General features: G+C 60.5%; 15 protein-coding genes. 2 read left to right on the forward strand and 13 right to left on the reverse strand.

Annotated features, from left to right (window positions below):
• Window positions 1–64: 64 nt before the first annotated feature.
• The 9 genes from AB4Z15_RS00870 to AB4Z15_RS00910 all read right to left on the reverse strand — a co-directional run bounded on the left by AB4Z15_RS00870 (window position 65) and on the right by AB4Z15_RS00910 (window position 9,226).
• Window positions 65–604, reverse strand: a complete 540-nt coding sequence (locus AB4Z15_RS00870) for a nuclear transport factor 2 family protein (protein WP_442015619.1) — start codon at window positions 602–604, stop codon at window positions 65–67.
• Window positions 605–664: 60 nt separating this feature from the next.
• Complete coding sequence (locus tag AB4Z15_RS00875; RefSeq protein ID WP_442015620.1) at window positions 665–1,381, reverse strand: NADPH-dependent F420 reductase; 717 nt, start codon at window positions 1,379–1,381, stop codon at window positions 665–667.
• Between the two features lie 2 nt (window positions 1,382–1,383).
• A complete protein-coding gene (locus AB4Z15_RS00880) occupies window positions 1,384–1,878 on the reverse strand; it encodes an NUDIX domain-containing protein (RefSeq protein ID WP_431115061.1) in 495 nt (164 codons plus the stop codon).
• A 53-nt stretch (window positions 1,879–1,931) separates the two neighbouring features.
• Window positions 1,932–2,471, reverse strand: coding sequence for a flavin reductase family protein (locus AB4Z15_RS00885; RefSeq protein WP_431115060.1), 540 nt, complete (start codon window positions 2,469–2,471; stop codon window positions 1,932–1,934).
• A gap of 69 nt (window positions 2,472–2,540) precedes the next feature.
• The gene (locus AB4Z15_RS00890) at window positions 2,541–3,290 is read right to left on the reverse strand and encodes an SDR family NAD(P)-dependent oxidoreductase (RefSeq protein ID WP_431115059.1); all 750 of its coding nucleotides are present in this window, start codon (window positions 3,288–3,290) and stop codon (window positions 2,541–2,543) included.
• Between the two features lie 204 nt (window positions 3,291–3,494).
• Complete coding sequence (locus AB4Z15_RS00895; RefSeq protein ID WP_442015621.1) at window positions 3,495–5,195, reverse strand: flavin-containing monooxygenase; 1,701 nt, start codon at window positions 5,193–5,195, stop codon at window positions 3,495–3,497.
• Window positions 5,196–5,354: 159 nt separating this feature from the next.
• Window positions 5,355–6,503, reverse strand: a complete 1,149-nt coding sequence (locus AB4Z15_RS00900) for an FAS1-like dehydratase domain-containing protein (RefSeq protein ID WP_442015622.1) — start codon at window positions 6,501–6,503, stop codon at window positions 5,355–5,357.
• Window positions 6,500–8,626, reverse strand: coding sequence for an acetate--CoA ligase family protein (locus AB4Z15_RS00905; protein ID WP_442015623.1), 2,127 nt, complete (start codon window positions 8,624–8,626; stop codon window positions 6,500–6,502). The genes AB4Z15_RS00900 and AB4Z15_RS00905 overlap by 4 nt, the downstream gene beginning before the upstream one ends.
• Complete coding sequence (locus AB4Z15_RS00910) at window positions 8,627–9,226, reverse strand: VOC family protein (RefSeq protein ID WP_442015624.1); 600 nt, start codon at window positions 9,224–9,226, stop codon at window positions 8,627–8,629.
• Between the two features lie 118 nt (window positions 9,227–9,344).
• Between AB4Z15_RS00910 and AB4Z15_RS00915 the strand changes: the two genes are divergently transcribed.
• A complete protein-coding gene (locus AB4Z15_RS00915) occupies window positions 9,345–10,166 on the forward strand; it encodes an IclR family transcriptional regulator (protein ID WP_442015625.1) in 822 nt (273 codons plus the stop codon).
• Here the strand turns inward: AB4Z15_RS00915 and AB4Z15_RS00920 are convergent.
• The 3 genes from AB4Z15_RS00920 to AB4Z15_RS00930 all read right to left on the reverse strand — a co-directional run bounded on the left by AB4Z15_RS00920 (window position 10,152) and on the right by AB4Z15_RS00930 (window position 14,004).
• Entirely contained in the window at window positions 10,152–11,717 is a 1,566-nt protein-coding gene (locus tag AB4Z15_RS00920) for a CocE/NonD family hydrolase (protein WP_442015626.1), read from the reverse strand. The two genes, AB4Z15_RS00915 and AB4Z15_RS00920, sit on opposite strands and share 15 nt — an antisense overlap.
• A gap of 47 nt (window positions 11,718–11,764) precedes the next feature.
• Complete coding sequence (locus AB4Z15_RS00925) at window positions 11,765–13,021, reverse strand: M24 family metallopeptidase (RefSeq protein ID WP_431115052.1); 1,257 nt, start codon at window positions 13,019–13,021, stop codon at window positions 11,765–11,767.
• A gap of 155 nt (window positions 13,022–13,176) precedes the next feature.
• Window positions 13,177–14,004, reverse strand: a complete 828-nt coding sequence (locus AB4Z15_RS00930) for a crotonase/enoyl-CoA hydratase family protein (protein WP_442015627.1) — start codon at window positions 14,002–14,004, stop codon at window positions 13,177–13,179.
• 171 nt (window positions 14,005–14,175) lie between these two features.
• Here AB4Z15_RS00930 and AB4Z15_RS00935 point away from each other — a divergent pair, with 171 nt between their 5' ends.
• Window positions 14,176–15,051, forward strand: a complete 876-nt coding sequence (locus AB4Z15_RS00935; protein ID WP_442005468.1) for an isocitrate lyase/PEP mutase family protein — start codon at window positions 14,176–14,178, stop codon at window positions 15,049–15,051.
• Between the two features lie 71 nt (window positions 15,052–15,122).
• On the opposite strand, the gene AB4Z15_RS00940 is transcribed toward AB4Z15_RS00935, so the two are convergent.
• Window positions 15,123–15,938, reverse strand: coding sequence for an enoyl-CoA hydratase/isomerase family protein (locus AB4Z15_RS00940; protein WP_230116537.1), 816 nt, complete (start codon window positions 15,936–15,938; stop codon window positions 15,123–15,125).
• Between the last annotated feature and the right edge of the window lie 6 nt (window positions 15,939–15,944).

Genomic DNA, 15,944 nt, shown 5'->3' on the forward strand with positions numbered 1-15,944 from the left:
AGGCGCTTTAGTGTTGGGCCAGACAACGTTGGTCCAGGGAAGGCAGTCGCCGCAGATGCAGTGACTACCGCGAGAACTCCGTCGGTGGGCTGTCCACCCAGTCCAGGTAGATCGGGTCCTCCGGGTGCCAAGCTCCCCAGTGTGAGACACGAGGGACATTTACGACGTCCCAATCCGAGTTGATGGGCCGGACGTCGATCCAGTCCCAGACGCAGGTCCGATGAAGAATCTTCCAGACGCCATCGCGCTTCTCGCACAGATCGCGGTAGCGGCCTGCCTGGAACATTGTTACTTCGGGCTCTTTGAAGGGGACCACGCAGATGAACATGCTTTCGCGCTTCGCCCGATTGCCGTCGATCTCGGACAAGACATTGGAGATATGGTGGCTGCAACTGTGGATCTTGTCGTGCCAGGTCATGGCTGCATCGGCCCACCCATGGCCGTTTCCGACGTAGCTGCCGTGATCATCGAATGAATCAGGCCAGTAGGTGGATTTCATCAGCTCGCGGTCGTGCCGGTCCGCGCCCCTCGCGTACAACATCAGATTGTCGTGGAGGGCTTGCTTGTCATACAACTCAGTTAGTTGAGCATCTGTGAGAGACATATATCCAGACTTTCTACTTCAAACGTCAGGCAGCTTCTTTGACTACCCTCGTTGGGGTTTTTAGAACGTGCGTGCGGCGACCCGCACTGGTTCGGCCCGCTTCAGGGCCTCGCCCAGACGCTCAGCTGACACAGGTGCCGCGGGAGCTTCGAGCATGCTTTCGTCCGGGGTTGCGGGGTCAGCCAGGTAAAGCCTGGTGTAGGCAGCGGCTTCCGGCTCGAAACGCCAGCTCTCAGCCAGCGCGCCAGCGTCCACCGCATCGAAACCCAGTTGCTCGATGACGCCCATTACCTTGGTTTTGGCAGAGATGTCATCGCCCGCCACCGGAAGGGCGGTGCGATCGGAGGCGCCGGCGGGGCGAACCAGCTGCGGAATGTGGTGCGCCAGGATGTTATTGAATGCCTTTGTCAGGCCGGCTCCTTGAAAGTGCCGCAGGACAAGCTCGCTCGTAGTGAGCCGTTCCTCGTCGAGCTCAGCCACCCTTCCATCCCGGAACGGGTAGTAGTTGGTGGTGTCCAGTACAGCTTTCCCTTCCAGGTGGGAGGCAGGAACGGCGGTGTGTGCCGTGAGCGGCACGGACAGCACCACAACGTCTCCGGCCGCTGCGGCCTGTTCGACGGTGCCGGCGGAAGCCAGGGGTCCCAGCTCTGAGACGAAGCCGGCTAGGGTCTCCGGGCCGCGGGAGTTGGACAGCACTACACGGATCCCGGCATTTACGGCCAGACGCGCTATGGCAGCACCGATGTTTCCGGTGCCAATAATTCCAAGGGTGGTCATATCTATTCCTCTTTTGAGAGTGGTGGATTGGGGAGGTGGCCGGTTGCGTCGAGCACGTTGTCCAGCCAGCCCACCCGGTTGGTGAACCGCTTGGCCTTGTGCGGTGCGGTCCACCGGTAGGCGTCGTTTTCCCAGTTGATCTTCAGCCGCCGGCGGGACGTCACAGCAGTGAAAGTATGGATGAGCCACGGATTCCCCAAACCGTCGGCCACCACCACGTCCGGTCCCGGCAGGAGGGCCAGGAGATCTTTGTCTTGGAGGCCGGCTTCTTCAAGTAACTCTTCAAGGGTCTGTTGTTCAGGCGTGGCACCGGCTTCCATAAAACCGGTGATGCAATGCCAAAGACCGCAGTCGTGACCAAGATTTCCGCTTCTTCTGAACAGGGCAATTTTGTCCCGCCACTGGACCACGGCCGCTATCACGGTACGGTCCGCCGGGATGTCATGCCCAGCGAGTGACGGAAACCCGACATTGGACACCGCATCAATGGCGCTCATATTTTCCTCCCAGCGCGTATTTACCTCCCACGTGCAGCAACCGGCCCAGGCCGCTACACAACGTCGATCGACCGGGAGTTAACAAGCTCGCGGAACTTTGCACCGTGCCAGATGAGCGGCTCGTTTTCCCCAACTCCGAGCTTCTTCACCTCAAGCAGAGCCATCCAGTGGTCGCCGGCTTCTGAAACCTCATGGATGGAGCACTCGAGCCACAATGCCGCGTCTTCTATGAACACGGCCCCGTCCTCACCGACGTCGATTGCCACCTGCTCAAACCGTGCAGCGCGGTCCCTGCCTGCGAGCTTGCGGGTCAGATGCCCTTGCCCCTTGCCAAAGATCGAAACCCCGAGCGAGGCAGCGTCCTTGATCTGTTCCCACGTCTCGGACGACTTCTGCACAGCTACCGCAACCAGGCACGGTTCCAGCGAGACTCCAACCATGAACGATGACGCAACGAGTGCATGCTTCTCATTGCCGGCTTCAACCGCCAGCACTGCAACGCCGGAGGGAAACTGCGCGAAGGTGCTTCGCACCACCAAGGGGTCGTTGCCGAACGCGCTGACCTTCGGCCGGGTCATAAATTTTTGGCTCATGATTTCTTCCTCTCGCGCCCGAGGAGTGGTCGCCCTTGAACCACTCCCGGACCGAATACGCCGGGACCCCTACGCAGCGGTCTGGCCGCCGTCAACCGGCAGTGCGATGCCGGTGATGTACGAAGACTGCTCACTGCCGAGGAACAGGACGGCATTCGCTACTTCTTCTGCGGTTCCGACACGACGTGCCGGAACCATATTGATGAGGTAGTCGGCGGCGGCAGGGTTTTCCGCCAGGCCTTCTTCCATCATTGGCGTCCTAATGGGGCCTGGGCAGATGGAATTCGCGCGAATATTCTGTGCCGCGTATTCAAGCGCGATGGTTCGGGTCAACCCCAGGAGGCCGGTCTTGGAGGCGCTGTAGCTGCCATACAAGGGCGTCCCCATCAAGGCTGCGGCTGAAGCCACATTGACTATCGATCCCCCGCCGCGCTCCAACATTGCCGGAATGGCAAACTTCATCGTGAGGAAAGCACCCCGGAGATTCACGTTGATCATCTTGTCGAAGTCCGATTCCAGCGCCTCATGGTGCTGCACCATTGGGGCATTTGCACCTGCGATATTGCACAGGATGTCGAGTCCACCGAATTCGCTGACGGCCAAGCTGACCATGGCCTTGGCGTCTACCGAGTTTGAGATGTCAGCCTGGATCGGCACCGTGCGGTCTCCCAGCTCGACTGCTGTCTTCTCCTGGGCCCCGGAGAAGTCCGCCAGGACTATGTTTGCGCCATGCTGATGAAACAGGCGGGCGGTTGCCAAACCCATGCCTGAGCCTGCGCCGGTAATGATTGCGGTCTTGCCTTTGAGTATGTTGCTCATTGTTATTCCTTCACGTCGTTGTGGTTTGCCTACCATCAACGCTAAGAGCGGGTGCGGGTGCAACGGCATGGCCATCGGCGCCAACAAGGAAGGAAACTGCGCCAAGATGTGTCCTCGGCGAACACTGCCCGCAAGAACAAAAGCTCCCCGGAAGCCTGAACTGGATGACCAGTCCTGCTTCCGGGGAGCCCGTTGGCTGTCTATCTACTTTGCTGTCAGAACCGCGTCACGGCTCCGGCTTTCATTCCCGGTTTGTCCTGCATTGCCGGACGCGAACGCCTTCGAAAACATGAAGCCGCGGTAGTCATCGGAGACAACTTCCTGGACCTTTTTGACGTATTTGTCGAAGCCCCCGGCATACGGAATGAAATAGCGCGAGCCGTCGTATTTGTTGACGTGGACCATGTAGTTGTCCACGGCCCGGCGCAACAGCGGCTCCGCAATCTCATTGCAGTGCTCGCCCCACTCCCGCTCTGCCTCAAGGCTGGCCTCAATGCGGACGGCGCCCTTCTTTTCGGCGTGCGCCATGATGTCCGCTACAAAATCAACGTGTTGGTTGTTCCCCACGAAGAAGTTTGCAAGCACACTGGGGCTCTGCGGGCCGGTAAGCATGAACAGGTTGGGGAATCCATGCGTCATGACCCCCAAATGGGTCTGCGGCTTATGGTTCCACCGGTCGCTGGGCTGTTGGCCGTGCTCATTGCGGACGTTGGCCTGGTCCAGGGCTCCCGTAAAGGCCTCGAAGCCGAGGGCAAAAACGATGAGATCAACCTCGTACTCATTGTTCCGGGTCTTGATCCCGGTCTTGGTGATGCGCTCCACCGGATCACTTCTCAAGTCAACCAGACTGACGTTGCTTTGATTGAAGATCGAGTAGTACCCGGTGTCGATGCAGAGGCGCCGTATGCCGATTGGGTAGGAGGTTGGCATCAGCTTCTCTGCGGTCTCCGGATCATCGATCATGTCGCGGATCTTGCCGCGGACGAATTCAGCTACAACGTTATTAACGTCGATGTTCGTCCCCTGGTCCGAGAAAGTTCCGAGCAACGTCTGGCCCCCGAACGCCCATCTGGACTCGAGAATCTGCTGTTGCTGTTCCTCGGAAAAGTCTGAAGCCTTGCCCGCAAAGCCCTGCATGACGTACCCAACTGGAGAATTGTATGACTCATCACGCAGTTGCAGGACTTTCTTGTTGAGCCGGGCCTTCTTCCTCCTGTCCGCTGGCCCGTTGTGTGCAGGGATCGAGTAGTTCGGGGTCCTCTGCAGGACATAGAGTTCCCCGGCGGTCTTGGCGATCTCAGTCGCAGCCTGCACGCCTGAAGAGCCCGTTCCTATGACTGCCACGCGCTTGCCGGCAAACTCGACGGGGGTTTGTGGCCAGTGGCCGGTTTGATGCCATTCACCTTGGAAATCATCCAGGCCGGGGAAGTCCGGCTTACGCGGCTTTGACAGCTGTCCGGTCGCCATGACCAGGTAGCGGGCCCAAACTGTCCGGCCCGTATTGGTCTTGATCAAGTATTTGTTCTCATGCGGCTGCCACTCAGCCGACGTCACCCAGGTGCTTAGCGAAAGGTTTCGGCGCACATCGAGGCGGTCCGCAACATAGTTCAGGTAGCGCAGGATTTCGGGTTGCGCTGCGTATCGTTCGCTCCAGTCCCATCCCGCGTAAAGTTCGGGATCAAACATGAAGGAGTAGCTGTGGCTCTCCAAGTCCACGCGGGCACCCGGGTAGGCATTGTGATACCAGACGCCCCCGACGCCGTCTGCTCCCTCAAAGCCGTGGACGTCATGTCCCAGATCTGCAAAACGGTGGAGGGCGTAGATGCCCCCCATGCCCGCGCCGATCACGACGACGGAATATTCCTCAGTCCCGTCTGCCTGATTTCGTACGTTTGAAAAGCCCACCGGATCTCCTTTGATGTCAGTGCGTCGGCTTCTTTGCCGATCCTCGTTCACAAATAACGGTTCACAAATAACGCTAAGAGCCGCTGGGGCAGGACCGGCATGGCAATGGACGCCAATATGGCGGGAAAATGCGTCAACCAGTCATCCACCCGGTTAGCGTCAACTCGTGCGGGTCTCGGCCAAGGCCACGATCGCTACGGCGCTCGTGGTCTCCACACCTAACTGGTTAATGGCCTTCAGTGTGAGTTCAGCGCATGCTCCATGGGTCTCATCGCGGAACACGCGCGTGACCTCGCCTCCGATCCACTGGGTATCGCCGAAGACACCCGGCTGCTTAATGCGGACCGAAAGCGACACAAGATCCGCGTCGTCGCCCATCCAGTTGGTCACGCAGTGCGACATCCACGACACGCGCTGGTTGCCGTTGTCGTACGCGCCCGGCATACCGATCGCATGCGCCATGGCAGCGTCCTGGTGTCCCAAGCTCGGGAAGGGCTCGGAGAGGAAGTGCTCGGGACCGAGGTTCGTCGGCGCGCTTGGGTCGCCGTTCCTCACTCGCTCCTGCTGGCGCACTCGGGTCTCGACGCCGCGGTAGCCGGCGGTACCGATTGCGCCCGCGTAGTACGCAGTCATGGTGATGAGGTCGAGCGGACCCTTGACCACCTGCGGCACGACATCGCCGACGGATACCGTCTCAGCAAAACGCGTGCGCTGGCCGCGGATCTCCTCAGCAAGGATCGCGGCTCGGATCTGGTCCTTCTCCTCGTCCGTGTAGACATGGGGGTCTCGCGGTTCGTGCATCCGCTGGGCCTCGGAACTTCGAGCCACGCAGACGATCGTGTTACGGACGATCCCGACCAGCTCTTCGCCGACGAAGTAATCGGTGCGCCCCACCTGCTCCACGAGGCGGCCCGACCGGCGGCCAACCCGTTCGCGTACGTCCTCGACGAAGGCGCGGGCCCGCACCCGCTCCCCCAGCCGGATCGGCCGGCGTAAGTCGAGGTCGGCACCAAGATGAATGGCCTGGAGGCCCTCTGACATGCCCATTGCGACTTCGGCGTCACACACGGAGTAGAGGAAGGTGGGGGGTGCAATCCGGGTACCGTGCCGCGTTGTCTGCGCGTACGAGTCGGATAGCCACAGCGGGTTCTCGTCGCCGATCCCCCACGCGTAGTGGCGGATCGAGTCGGTGCTGGCCTCCTCGTTCCATTGCACGATAACGGCTGACTCACCGATGAAGCTCTTCATGTACGCGACATCTTCATCGGTGATCTGCTTTGCCGGTACGGCAGTAGCTGCGCTGGTCATGTTGTTGGTCCTAACGAGGTGGTGTGGACTGAGACGACAGCATCGACGACCGTGACGGTTGCTGTCGCCGGGTCCGCAAGGATGGGATTGAATTCGAACTCGTGGATGTTCCCGTGCCGTTCGGCCCAGGCAACTATGTCGATCACACTGCTCGTAAGGGCCTCGAGGGTCTTCCCGCCGGCCTCACCGCGAAGGCTGGTGGCCACAACGCGCGCGTGAGAGATGGCTTGCCGGACCTCCGACCGGGACACCGGGAGCGGAAGGATACTTATATCGTCGATTGCCTCAGTCATCCCGCCGCCGGCGCCGATGACGAGGACGGGACCAAATTCGGGATCGCGTCGAAGCCCCAGGAGGACTTCGGTCTTCCCTGGTGCCATCGCCTGGACAGAGATCGTCGCGGCATCCCCCTGGAGGGATGCGAGCTGGGTGGCTGCCGCACGCGCGCTGTCGGCGTCGTTGACGCCGATGAAAACGCCGCCGGCGTCTGCCTTGTGCAGGATCTCGGCGTCGTCAATTTTGATCGCCACTGGGAAGCCGATCTCCTCGGCAGCCTGGACAACGCCGTCGACATCACGGACGGCGCGGCTGGCGGGCACAGGGACACCGGATTCCGCCAAGGATTCAGCCACCTCACGCCACGTCAGGTTGGACGTCCCGTCAGTCGTCGTCGTCTTGAGGGCCCTCCCCACGAGATCTCCGCGGTTGGCACGGGTTCTTTGGACGTGGGCCCATGAAGATGCGGCCGCGATGGCATCCAGCGCACGCCCCGCTGTAGGCAGGGAAAGCACTCCTGCTTTGCGCAGGATCCCGGCCTGGGCGGCCGTGACCCGGTCGTCCTCGGACAACGGGACCACCATGACGCGCACTCCCGCCGGGATGCTCATCCCGGCGATACCGGCCGCCAACTCATCGAAATCGTGCGCGAGCCGGGTCGCCGTCACGATAACCCAACCGTCCGACGTCGTGGCGAAGACCCGTTCAAGGATGCGCAGGTAGTCGGCAGTGGATGACTGGACTCCGACGTCGATGGGGTTGCCGAGGTGATTGCTGCCAACCGCATCGCCGATTGATTGGAGCGCATCTGGTTCAAGATCCCGGAAAGTCAGGCCGCGGTCATCGGCCAGGTCGTTCCAGAGCCCCACCTGGGCGCCGGAAGTCGTGACGACCGTCAGTTCCTGGTCACCGCCGGAGAGCCGTCCATGGAAGACGTCGAACGTCTCGGTCAAATCAAGGAGTTGCTCAGGCGAGGTACACACCATTCCGAAACGGTGGCGCAGGACGCTCAGAGCGACACGGCCGCTGCCCGCCAGCTTCCCGGTATGCGACTGGGCGCTCATCGCGCCGCGGGTGGACCGTCCCAGTTTCAGGACGATGACCGGGATTCCGCGGTCCCCCGCAGCGGTTGCAGCGGCTTCGAGGTCGTCGTTTGCGCTGAAGCTCTCGACGATGCAGGTAAGGACATGCGTGTCCGGATCAGCGCCCAACCACTGCGCCCAGTCGGTAAAGCCCGTAGAAATCTCGTTTCCTGAGCTGGCCCATGCACTCAAGCCGCTCGCGCCGCGTGCGGCAAGGGATTGCATGAGCGCGTTTCCGAGTCCGCCGCTCTGGCTGAACATGGCCACGTGACCTGCCGGAATCGCACTACGCTGCAGGACCGAGGAGAACGTTGCGGTCAGTGACCGGCCCACGTGCATAAAGCCGATGCAGTTGGGCCCGATAAGTCGGGTGGTGCCCTTGGCCAATTCTGCACGGAGCAACTCGTCGCGGTCGTGCCTGCCGGTCTCACCGAAGCCGGCAGCGAAGGCCACCGCGAAAGGGACGCCGAGCGCCACGCACTCGCGAAGATCCTCGATGACCCTGTCGGCCGGACCCACGAGGACAGCAACGTCGGGCACCTCGGGGAGGTCGGAGAGGCTCTCCACGGTGGGTACACCGAGCACTTCCTTGTGCACGCTGCTGACTGCGTAGTACCGCCCCTCGAAGCCGAGCCGGGCGAGGTAATCCAAGGTCCGTCCCGAGGTCTTCCATGCGTCCCGGGAGGGGCCAACCACTGCCACACTCTCTGCCTTTAGAGGGTTATCGATGCGCACCGGGCTCAAAACGGCCTTGCTATCCAACATTTACATTCCTCCAGTACGTCGGATGGTCCCCGGCCTGCGGCGGGCGGGGACTTCTATTGCCTCGACCACGACGCCGAGATCACGTTCGGTATCGAAGTAGGCAAATCCGCCGTCGCCGCCCCGGCCATAGCCACGCGCGGTTTGTGTAACCCGATATCCGGACCCTTCCATGAGCGTGATCGCGTCGTCCAAGCTGTCCACGAAGACGCCCAAGTGGTGCAGGCCGGTGCGCCCCTGTTCGGTGAACTCGTGATAAATACTTGGACCGGCCAATGGCTGGATGAGCTCGATCTGGGGATTGGACCCGCCCATGGCGAGCTTCATGGCAAAAGCGCCTTCCTCGGCGCCAAAGCGTGACCAGGGCATGAACTCCTGGTCATAGCTGTAACAAGTCCACTCGTCGATGCCGAAGGCTCGCCCGTACAAGTCGATGGCCTCGTCCAGGTCCGGCACGAGGATCCCTACCTGCCCCACTTTTCCTATCGGGACAGGAGCTGCGAACTGAACCTTCGGCAGCAGAGCTCCAGATTCCGTTCCGGCAGCGGACCTGGCAGCGTCGCCATCCCGCTCAAACTCTCTTGATGTGATAGTTGTATTCATAATGTAATAACTACGCTAGCTTTCTAGTTGCTGTCAACGGATAAAATGCTGTCCCCGGGTACCGACTCTTTCTCATGGCGCTGTAGCTCTCCTTTCGCCATGTGCGTATGATTTCCGCATGGCAAGTACAACTAAGGCAGTCGACAAACCGTCCCCCGACAGCGAAGCCCCGAAGGACCTGGTGCAGTCGGTTGCCCGGGCCCTGAACATCGTTGATGTCGTTGCGGCGTCGAAGGAGCCCATGCGGGCCCAGTCCATCGCGAGCGCAGTAAACCTGCACATTGCGACGACCTCCCATTTACTGGCGACGCTTGTACATGCCGGTTATCTGGAACGTAACGAGCGCACCTACAAACTCGCCGCCGGGAAAATCCTGGATCTTAGTTCGCGCGTGGAAGACGACTGGCGTCCGTCGCCCCTGGCGCTGCGTCTCTTGAAGATGGTGGTTGATGCTACCGGCGAAAGCGCCTACCTTTCCGGGTGGCAAGGCGGCACTGTCACTGTGGTCGCCGTTGAGGAGGGCAGCCACGCGGTTCGGGTAGCGGATCTTAGGGTTGGCGTTTCCGGCGACATTCATGCTCGCGCCTCAGGCAAGGCCCTCCTCGCCTTCGGTCCCGAATCACAACTGGAACGGATCCGGTCCGTAGACGGTGAACTCACGCGGCGAACCGAGCATACGATCACTACCCTTCCTGAATTCTTGGCCGATCTTGAGGTGACCAGATCGCGTGGTTACGCACTGGACCACCAGGAATACGTTCTTGGCGTCTGCGGCATGGCAGTTCCTCTCTTCGAAGGGTCCGAACGCCCCCGCACTGCTCTGACGGTTACGGTCCCGCTTCATCGATTTACCAACGAGGAGCACTTCCAGGTGTGCCTCGATGCCCTGATGGAAGCCCGCCGCCTGGACGATGAAGAAGGAGAGTCAACCCAGCCGTAGTACGTCAAGTTCCAGTACCGGACCCCCTTCCCCATGACAAACTTCCAGGGACGTCCGGGGGCCGTCCTCCAACCGGGGAAAATCTGAGCTGGCAAGGTAAGCGCACAAGCGGGTTCCTTTCGAAAGCCGGATCGCAGTGGATCCAAGATCCACGGTGATTGACTTCCCGCCGGTACCCTCCGCAGTGCTGAATGAGGACCCCTCGCAGAGCAGCTCAGAGGAGCCGTTGTCATCAAGTGTCGCCAGCTTGATGACCACAGGCGTGGGACCCGTGGCCGCCACCTTGAGGCTGCACGTGACCGACCCGAGGATCTCGACGTCTTCGAACAGTGGATCTGAAACGAAGGTCTGCACGTCGTGGCGCGCACTCAATGCGTCCACCATTCGCGGACCTGAATTCGCGCCCACCTTGTAGCCCGGGAAGAATGTTCGCCCGCCGATTGTCGGTACGGGTGGCTCCAGTGACAGCACGCCGTAGGTATCCGCACTCGTTTCAGCACGGTCCGGCGTGCTGGAGCGTAATTGAAGCTGCATTCGGCGGGCGTCATCCGGTGGCCAGCTTGAGAAGCATCGCCATTCATCGGCTCCCATGGAGAAAACACTCACAGGGTGGTCAGCGTGGTTGCGGCCGTCGCGTATTTCCTCCAGCCAACCGAGTTGAAGGGAGGTCGGGTCCAGACTGTCAAACGATGATGCAGGACCAAAGAAGCGCGCCGGGAACCATCCGCCCATGAGACCGTGCGCCCAGGGCCCTATCAAGAGGCGATCATGGAGATTCCGCGCACCCATGGCCTCTCGTCGGACAAAACTGGCAACCGTTCCTGGAAGGAAAATGTCGAACCAGCCTCCGATGACAAACGCCGGCACCTCAACGTGCCCAGCCAGCTCCGGATCCACCAGCGAACGGCTACGATCCCGCCAGTCGCGCAGGTACGGCGCGAATTCCCCGGCCTCCTCGATGAGTTGGTGAAAAGTACGGATTTTCCCCTCTGCGACGTTCCGCTCCAGGCCTGCGATCCGCGGACGGCTTTTTTCATTCATACCGGCGCTTGCGAGAAGAATCGACACCCAGTGTGCAAGGAATCCCAACACGACGTTGTCGTCCTCGTAAAGCCAACCGGAATGGACGTCGTCGGCGGTCACAGCGGGAACAATACCAATGAGGCCTTCAGGATTCTTCGCCGCCGCCAACCACTGGCTGATACCTACGTATGACCCGCCCACCATGCCCACTTTGCCGTCGGACCACGGTTGCCCGCGCACCCACTGGATGGTGTCCACACCATCATCGGCTTCATTCACAAAAGGAACGAAGTCGCCCTCGCTTCGAAACCGGCCCCGTACGTCCTGAACCACCACCGCCCAGCCGCTTTCCACGGCGCGCAGGACGTTAATCCACGTGTTGGTGTGCGCGGGGTCATCCTTGCAGTAGGGCGTTCGTATCAGAACTGTGGAGCGCGGTTCCCCATCACTTGGCCGATACACATCTCCGGAGAGGGTAACGCCGTCGCGCATTGCGACAGGGACGTGCTTCTCAACTATCAGGGTCATGGCAACCTTCGGTGTTTCGCTTTCGCAATCGGTCTGGCCGGGGATAATCACCCGGCAGTTTGGACCATGTCCAGGCGCGGGTAGTGGTCAAGCAGTTCCGCGCCATTTGCCGTCACGACAACGAGATTCTCAAGACGTACGCCTCCGACGCGGTGCTGCCCTTCGATACCTTCGATGGCAATGACCATGCCTTCCTGGATCTCCTCAGGATGGTCAAGCGACCACGAGCGCGTAATGGTGGGCGGGTTGTAGTGGATTGCCCGGGACCCTGCGTTGACCAGGCCGATCCCGTGCCCCAGTTCGATGCTGAAACACTCTGCCTCGGACGGAAAGCCAAGATCTTCCGCGGGGGCAAGTACGGAGGCCACGTCAGCTGTGCTTGCGCCGGGTTTCATGAGCGACATCGCCAGATCCAGACGGTCCGTCAGCTTTGCGTAGGACGAGCGCTCGGCTGAGGTCGGGGCGCGGCCCACGACGTATTGGCGGTAGAGACACGCGGTGTACCCCATGTAGGAAGTTCCGCAGGTGAGGAGGTAGGCGAGATCGCCATGCTCAACGATGCGGTCTCCACCGCTGATCCCACGGGGGAACGACAGTGGTCCGGAGAGGAGACGGGCGGCTCCCACTTCCGCACCGGCATCTTCAATGGCGCGACGGGCCATCAACGCGATCTGGGCCTGCTTGGTTCCGGGCCGCAATGCGGCCCGGGTCGCCTCAAACCCTGCAGTGCTCAAGCTCGCCGCCATCGAGATGCAGGAGATTTCATCAGCGGTCTTGATCGTTGAGCATTCGAGCAAGAGAGGGAGCCCCGGGATTGTTTGGATGCCTGCATCGGCCAGGGCATTCATACCGGGCTCATCAATCTCGCTGACGGCCAGTTGCTCGCCCTCGAGAGATCGTGATGCAAGTTCATCGCGGATCTGGGCTGCGAAAACGGCCGACAGTTCGGCAATTGCAGAACTGGGTGCCACACCGCCGAGCCAAGAGATGGCTGGGCGCCACTGCGTGATCCATGGAGCCTGGTCAGGCATTTGTTGGAGGGACCCCGCTGGCGCGAACACGATTGGTTCCTCATCTGCGAAGAACAATGCATAGCCCACCTGGAGCGAGAATTCGCCCCACCAGAAGCCCGTCAGATAACGCACATTGTCCGCGCCCGTGAGCAGCAGCGCCGGTATGCCCTTGGAGCGCATCAGTGCCCGCATGCGGTCAGCACGCTCTCGACGCATTCGCTCGAGATCAACGCCTACGTGCAGTTCTGTACGCGCCGGTCCGAAGTGCAATTTCTGGTGATTTTCGGGCATCGCTTGCCTTGGCCTTTCGTGTTTACGGATGTCAGTGCTGCGGCATTTCAACCGAACTTTGCTCTGAAATAACGCTAAGAGGGGGCGGCCCCTGCGCGACACGGCATAGGACGCCAATGACGTAGGAAGCCACGCCAGACTTCCAGTTTGTTAACTCAGCGGCTATCGCTGCCCTGCGCAGTGACTGCCCACGCGGGGTCGCGCCGTTCCACAAAGGCCAGGGCACCCTCACGCGCTTCCGGTCCGCTTCGCAACGGAGCAACGATTTCTTCCTGGGCAGCGAAGCGCGCCTCCGCTGCGGCATACCGCGACTCCGAAATTATGCGTTTGGCAGTCTTCATTGCAACGGGTCCGTTGAGCTGGATTTTCCCGGCGAGTTCCAGTGCTGTGTCGAGTGCTTTGCCCGGCTCCGTCAGCCTGTTGATGAGGCCGAGCTCGGCGAGGCGGGCCGCAGTGATCGGCTCTCCCAGCAGCGCCAGCTCCATCGCGATGTGATACGGCATACGGTCCGGTAGGCGGAGTAGCCCGCCGCCTGCGGCGATCAGTCCCCGCTTTACCTCAGGAAGGGCAAACGAGGCCGTTGAGCTGGCCACGATCAAGTCGCATGCGAGCGCAAGCTCAAATCCCCCTGCGTAGGCGTAGCCTTCGACGGCGGCAATGACGGGTTTCACGGGCGGCCGACGGGTGATGCCGGCGAAACCACGTCCTTCAAGGACCGGGACGTCTCCCGCTGCAACCGAAACGAGGTCAGCGCCTGCCGAGAAGTATCCGCCAGCGCCGGTGAGGATGGCGACACTTGCAGAATCATCGGCGTCGAACGCATCGAACGCAGCTGCAAGCGCCAGTGCTGTGGGGCGGTCAATGGCATTTCGCTTGTGCGGACGGGTGATCGTCATGATGCGAACTCCCCCGGAGTTGCTGACGTGAACGCTTGGCTCACTCTGTTTGTTGCTTGCTCCCGCTTGAGGCTGGGTTTGTTGCATCGTTCATCCTTTGGGTCGTCATGATGGGAAGAGAGCTGCGGATTGCTGATCTCGTTATTTTCAAATGGTGAATGTTACTACCGTGTTACGATAGTAACATTGCTACTTTCCACGAGGATTTCTTCTTTCTCGTGCTAGCCACAATTTCGGATGGAATGAAGGGAAATAACCATGAAACCCGCGCAAAGACTCCGGGAACTGCTCGCGGATTCCAAAATGATCATCGCGCCGGGAGCCTACGATGCACTCTCAGCGAAGTTGATTGAGCAAGCCGGCTTCGATGTCGTGCTTATCGCCGGGGGCACTTACTCCAACTTCCACTACGGGGTGCCGGATAACGGTTTTATCTCCCAGGGAGAACTCATCGAGGCCGGCAGGCGCATTACCGCAGTCACAGACCTGCCACTCATTCTCGACTTTGATGATGCAGGAGGATCACCCCTTCAAGCGTTCCGTGGCGTCCAACTTGCCGAGCAAGCCGGCGTCGCAGCCCTGCTGGTCGAAGACATGGTGCCTGCAACGAAGCACTTTTGGACACCCAGAGACGGCGGGGAGCGCTGGAAGCCGCAACTCAAACTTCGAACCGTCGAGGAGATGAGTGACATCATCCGTGCCTGCGTGGAAGCCCGGACGTCCCCGGATATGGTGATCGTGGCCCGATCGGATGCCAGCCGCTTTGGCTTCGACAACCTCTCTGAACGCATGGCTGCCTATTCTGCTGCCGGCGCAGACATGCTCTATCCGTGCGGCTACCCCCTTCTCGACTTGCCCAAGCTCTCGGAAGTCGTCCCAGGCAAGTACGTCATGGTGACCGTAAAGAATCCCACCCTGGAAGAGCGCCAGGAACTCGAAGACGCCGGTGTAAAGATGCTGCTGGTCATCAACACAGTGAACGGTGCCGTAGCGGGCTTTCGCGAGAATCTGTCCCTCCTCGCGCGTGGTGAGTTGCTCGAGGGCGAAGCAGAAGGCGGCGCTTACATACCCATCATGGAAGCAATCGATGCGGCAGACTGGGCCCGCAAGGCCCGCCACTTCGGTTATTCCTGACAGTTTGTTGCAACTGATTCACGAGCAGAAAGCGCCGACGACATCTCAAGTCGTCGGCGCTTTCATTTGCGTCAGGCCGGAGTTTTTACACCCGCGGCCAGCTCCGGTCCCGTGAGCGGAGTCGGATTCCAGCCTTCGCCCATGGCAACAAGACCTTCGGTCATCATTCCGTGGCTGACCGCGTCATTCATGGTCTTTTTGAGCTCGTTCACCATCAGCATCCGCGTGGAGCGCAGCGTCAGCGTAGGCTTCGCGGCAAGCATCCGGGCAAGTTCATATGCCCTGGTGACTACCTGATCCTTGGGCACCACTTCGTTCACGGCACCCCATTCGTATGCCTGCTGCGCAGTGATCTCCTGGCCGGTGAGGTGGAAGTACCGGCCCCGGTTCAGGCCGATGACCAGCGGCCAGATGATCTGCATGCCGTCGCCGGGAATGTTTCCCTGGGAGAAATGTGCATGATCGGCGAACACGGCATCCTCGGAAGCGATGACAATGTCGCACAACAGCGCCTGCTCATTGTGATACCTCGCCGGACCGTTTACTGCGGCAATCATCGGAACCTCGATGTCGAGGTGGCCGAGCACAAGGCGCTTGGCGTCGTGATGAAGGCCGAGCCAGATCTCAGGGGTTACCCAGTTCTTGTTATCAATCGGGGCTTCCTTGTCGATGAAGGTGTCGCCCGCTCCGGTGATGATGACAACGCGGTTCCCCCGGTCCCTGCTGATGTCATCCCAGAGCGATGAAACATTGTCATGGACTCCCACACCCCAGACGACGTCGCTTCCATCCGTATGGAACGTGACCAGCAGAATGCCATCCTCGTCACGCTCCAATTTGATGTGCTGGTACTTGTCCTTGTAATCATCAAACGTTATCCACGCCATCGTGAA

Origin of the sequence: Paenarthrobacter sp. 2TAF44 (assembly GCF_052114885.1) — a bacterium.
Lineage (GTDB): Bacteria > Actinomycetota > Actinomycetes > Actinomycetales > Micrococcaceae > Arthrobacter.

Excerpts from the sequence above, each read along its gene's own strand:
- AB4Z15_RS00870 (WP_442015619.1), bottom strand. The coding sequence starts at position 604 with ATGTCTCTCACAGATGCTCAACTAACTGAGTTGTATGACAAGCAAGCC.
- AB4Z15_RS00875 (WP_442015620.1), bottom strand. The coding sequence starts at position 1,381 with ATGACCACCCTTGGAATTATTGGCACCGGAAACATCGGTGCTGCCATA.
- AB4Z15_RS00880 (WP_431115061.1), bottom strand. The coding sequence starts at position 1,878 with ATGAGCGCCATTGATGCGGTGTCCAATGTCGGGTTTCCGTCACTCGCT.
- AB4Z15_RS00885 (WP_431115060.1), bottom strand. The coding sequence starts at position 2,471 with ATGAGCCAAAAATTTATGACCCGGCCGAAGGTCAGCGCGTTCGGCAAC.
- AB4Z15_RS00890 (WP_431115059.1), bottom strand. The coding sequence starts at position 3,290 with ATGAGCAACATACTCAAAGGCAAGACCGCAATCATTACCGGCGCAGGC.
- AB4Z15_RS00900 (WP_442015622.1), bottom strand. The coding sequence starts at position 6,503 with ATGACCAGCGCAGCTACTGCCGTACCGGCAAAGCAGATCACCGATGAA.
- AB4Z15_RS00905 (WP_442015623.1), bottom strand. The coding sequence starts at position 8,626 with ATGTTGGATAGCAAGGCCGTTTTGAGCCCGGTGCGCATCGATAACCCT.
- AB4Z15_RS00910 (WP_442015624.1), bottom strand. The coding sequence starts at position 9,226 with ATGAATACAACTATCACATCAAGAGAGTTTGAGCGGGATGGCGACGCT.
- AB4Z15_RS00915 (WP_442015625.1), top strand. The coding sequence starts at position 9,345 with ATGGCAAGTACAACTAAGGCAGTCGACAAACCGTCCCCCGACAGCGAA.
- AB4Z15_RS00920 (WP_442015626.1), bottom strand. The coding sequence starts at position 11,717 with ATGACCCTGATAGTTGAGAAGCACGTCCCTGTCGCAATGCGCGACGGC.
- AB4Z15_RS00925 (WP_431115052.1), bottom strand. The coding sequence starts at position 13,021 with ATGCCCGAAAATCACCAGAAATTGCACTTCGGACCGGCGCGTACAGAA.
- AB4Z15_RS00930 (WP_442015627.1), bottom strand. The coding sequence starts at position 14,004 with ATGCAACAAACCCAGCCTCAAGCGGGAGCAAGCAACAAACAGAGTGAG.
- AB4Z15_RS00935 (WP_442005468.1), top strand. The coding sequence starts at position 14,176 with ATGAAACCCGCGCAAAGACTCCGGGAACTGCTCGCGGATTCCAAAATG.
- AB4Z15_RS00940 (WP_230116537.1), bottom strand. The coding sequence starts at position 15,938 with ATGGCGTGGATAACGTTTGATGATTACAAGGACAAGTACCAGCACATC.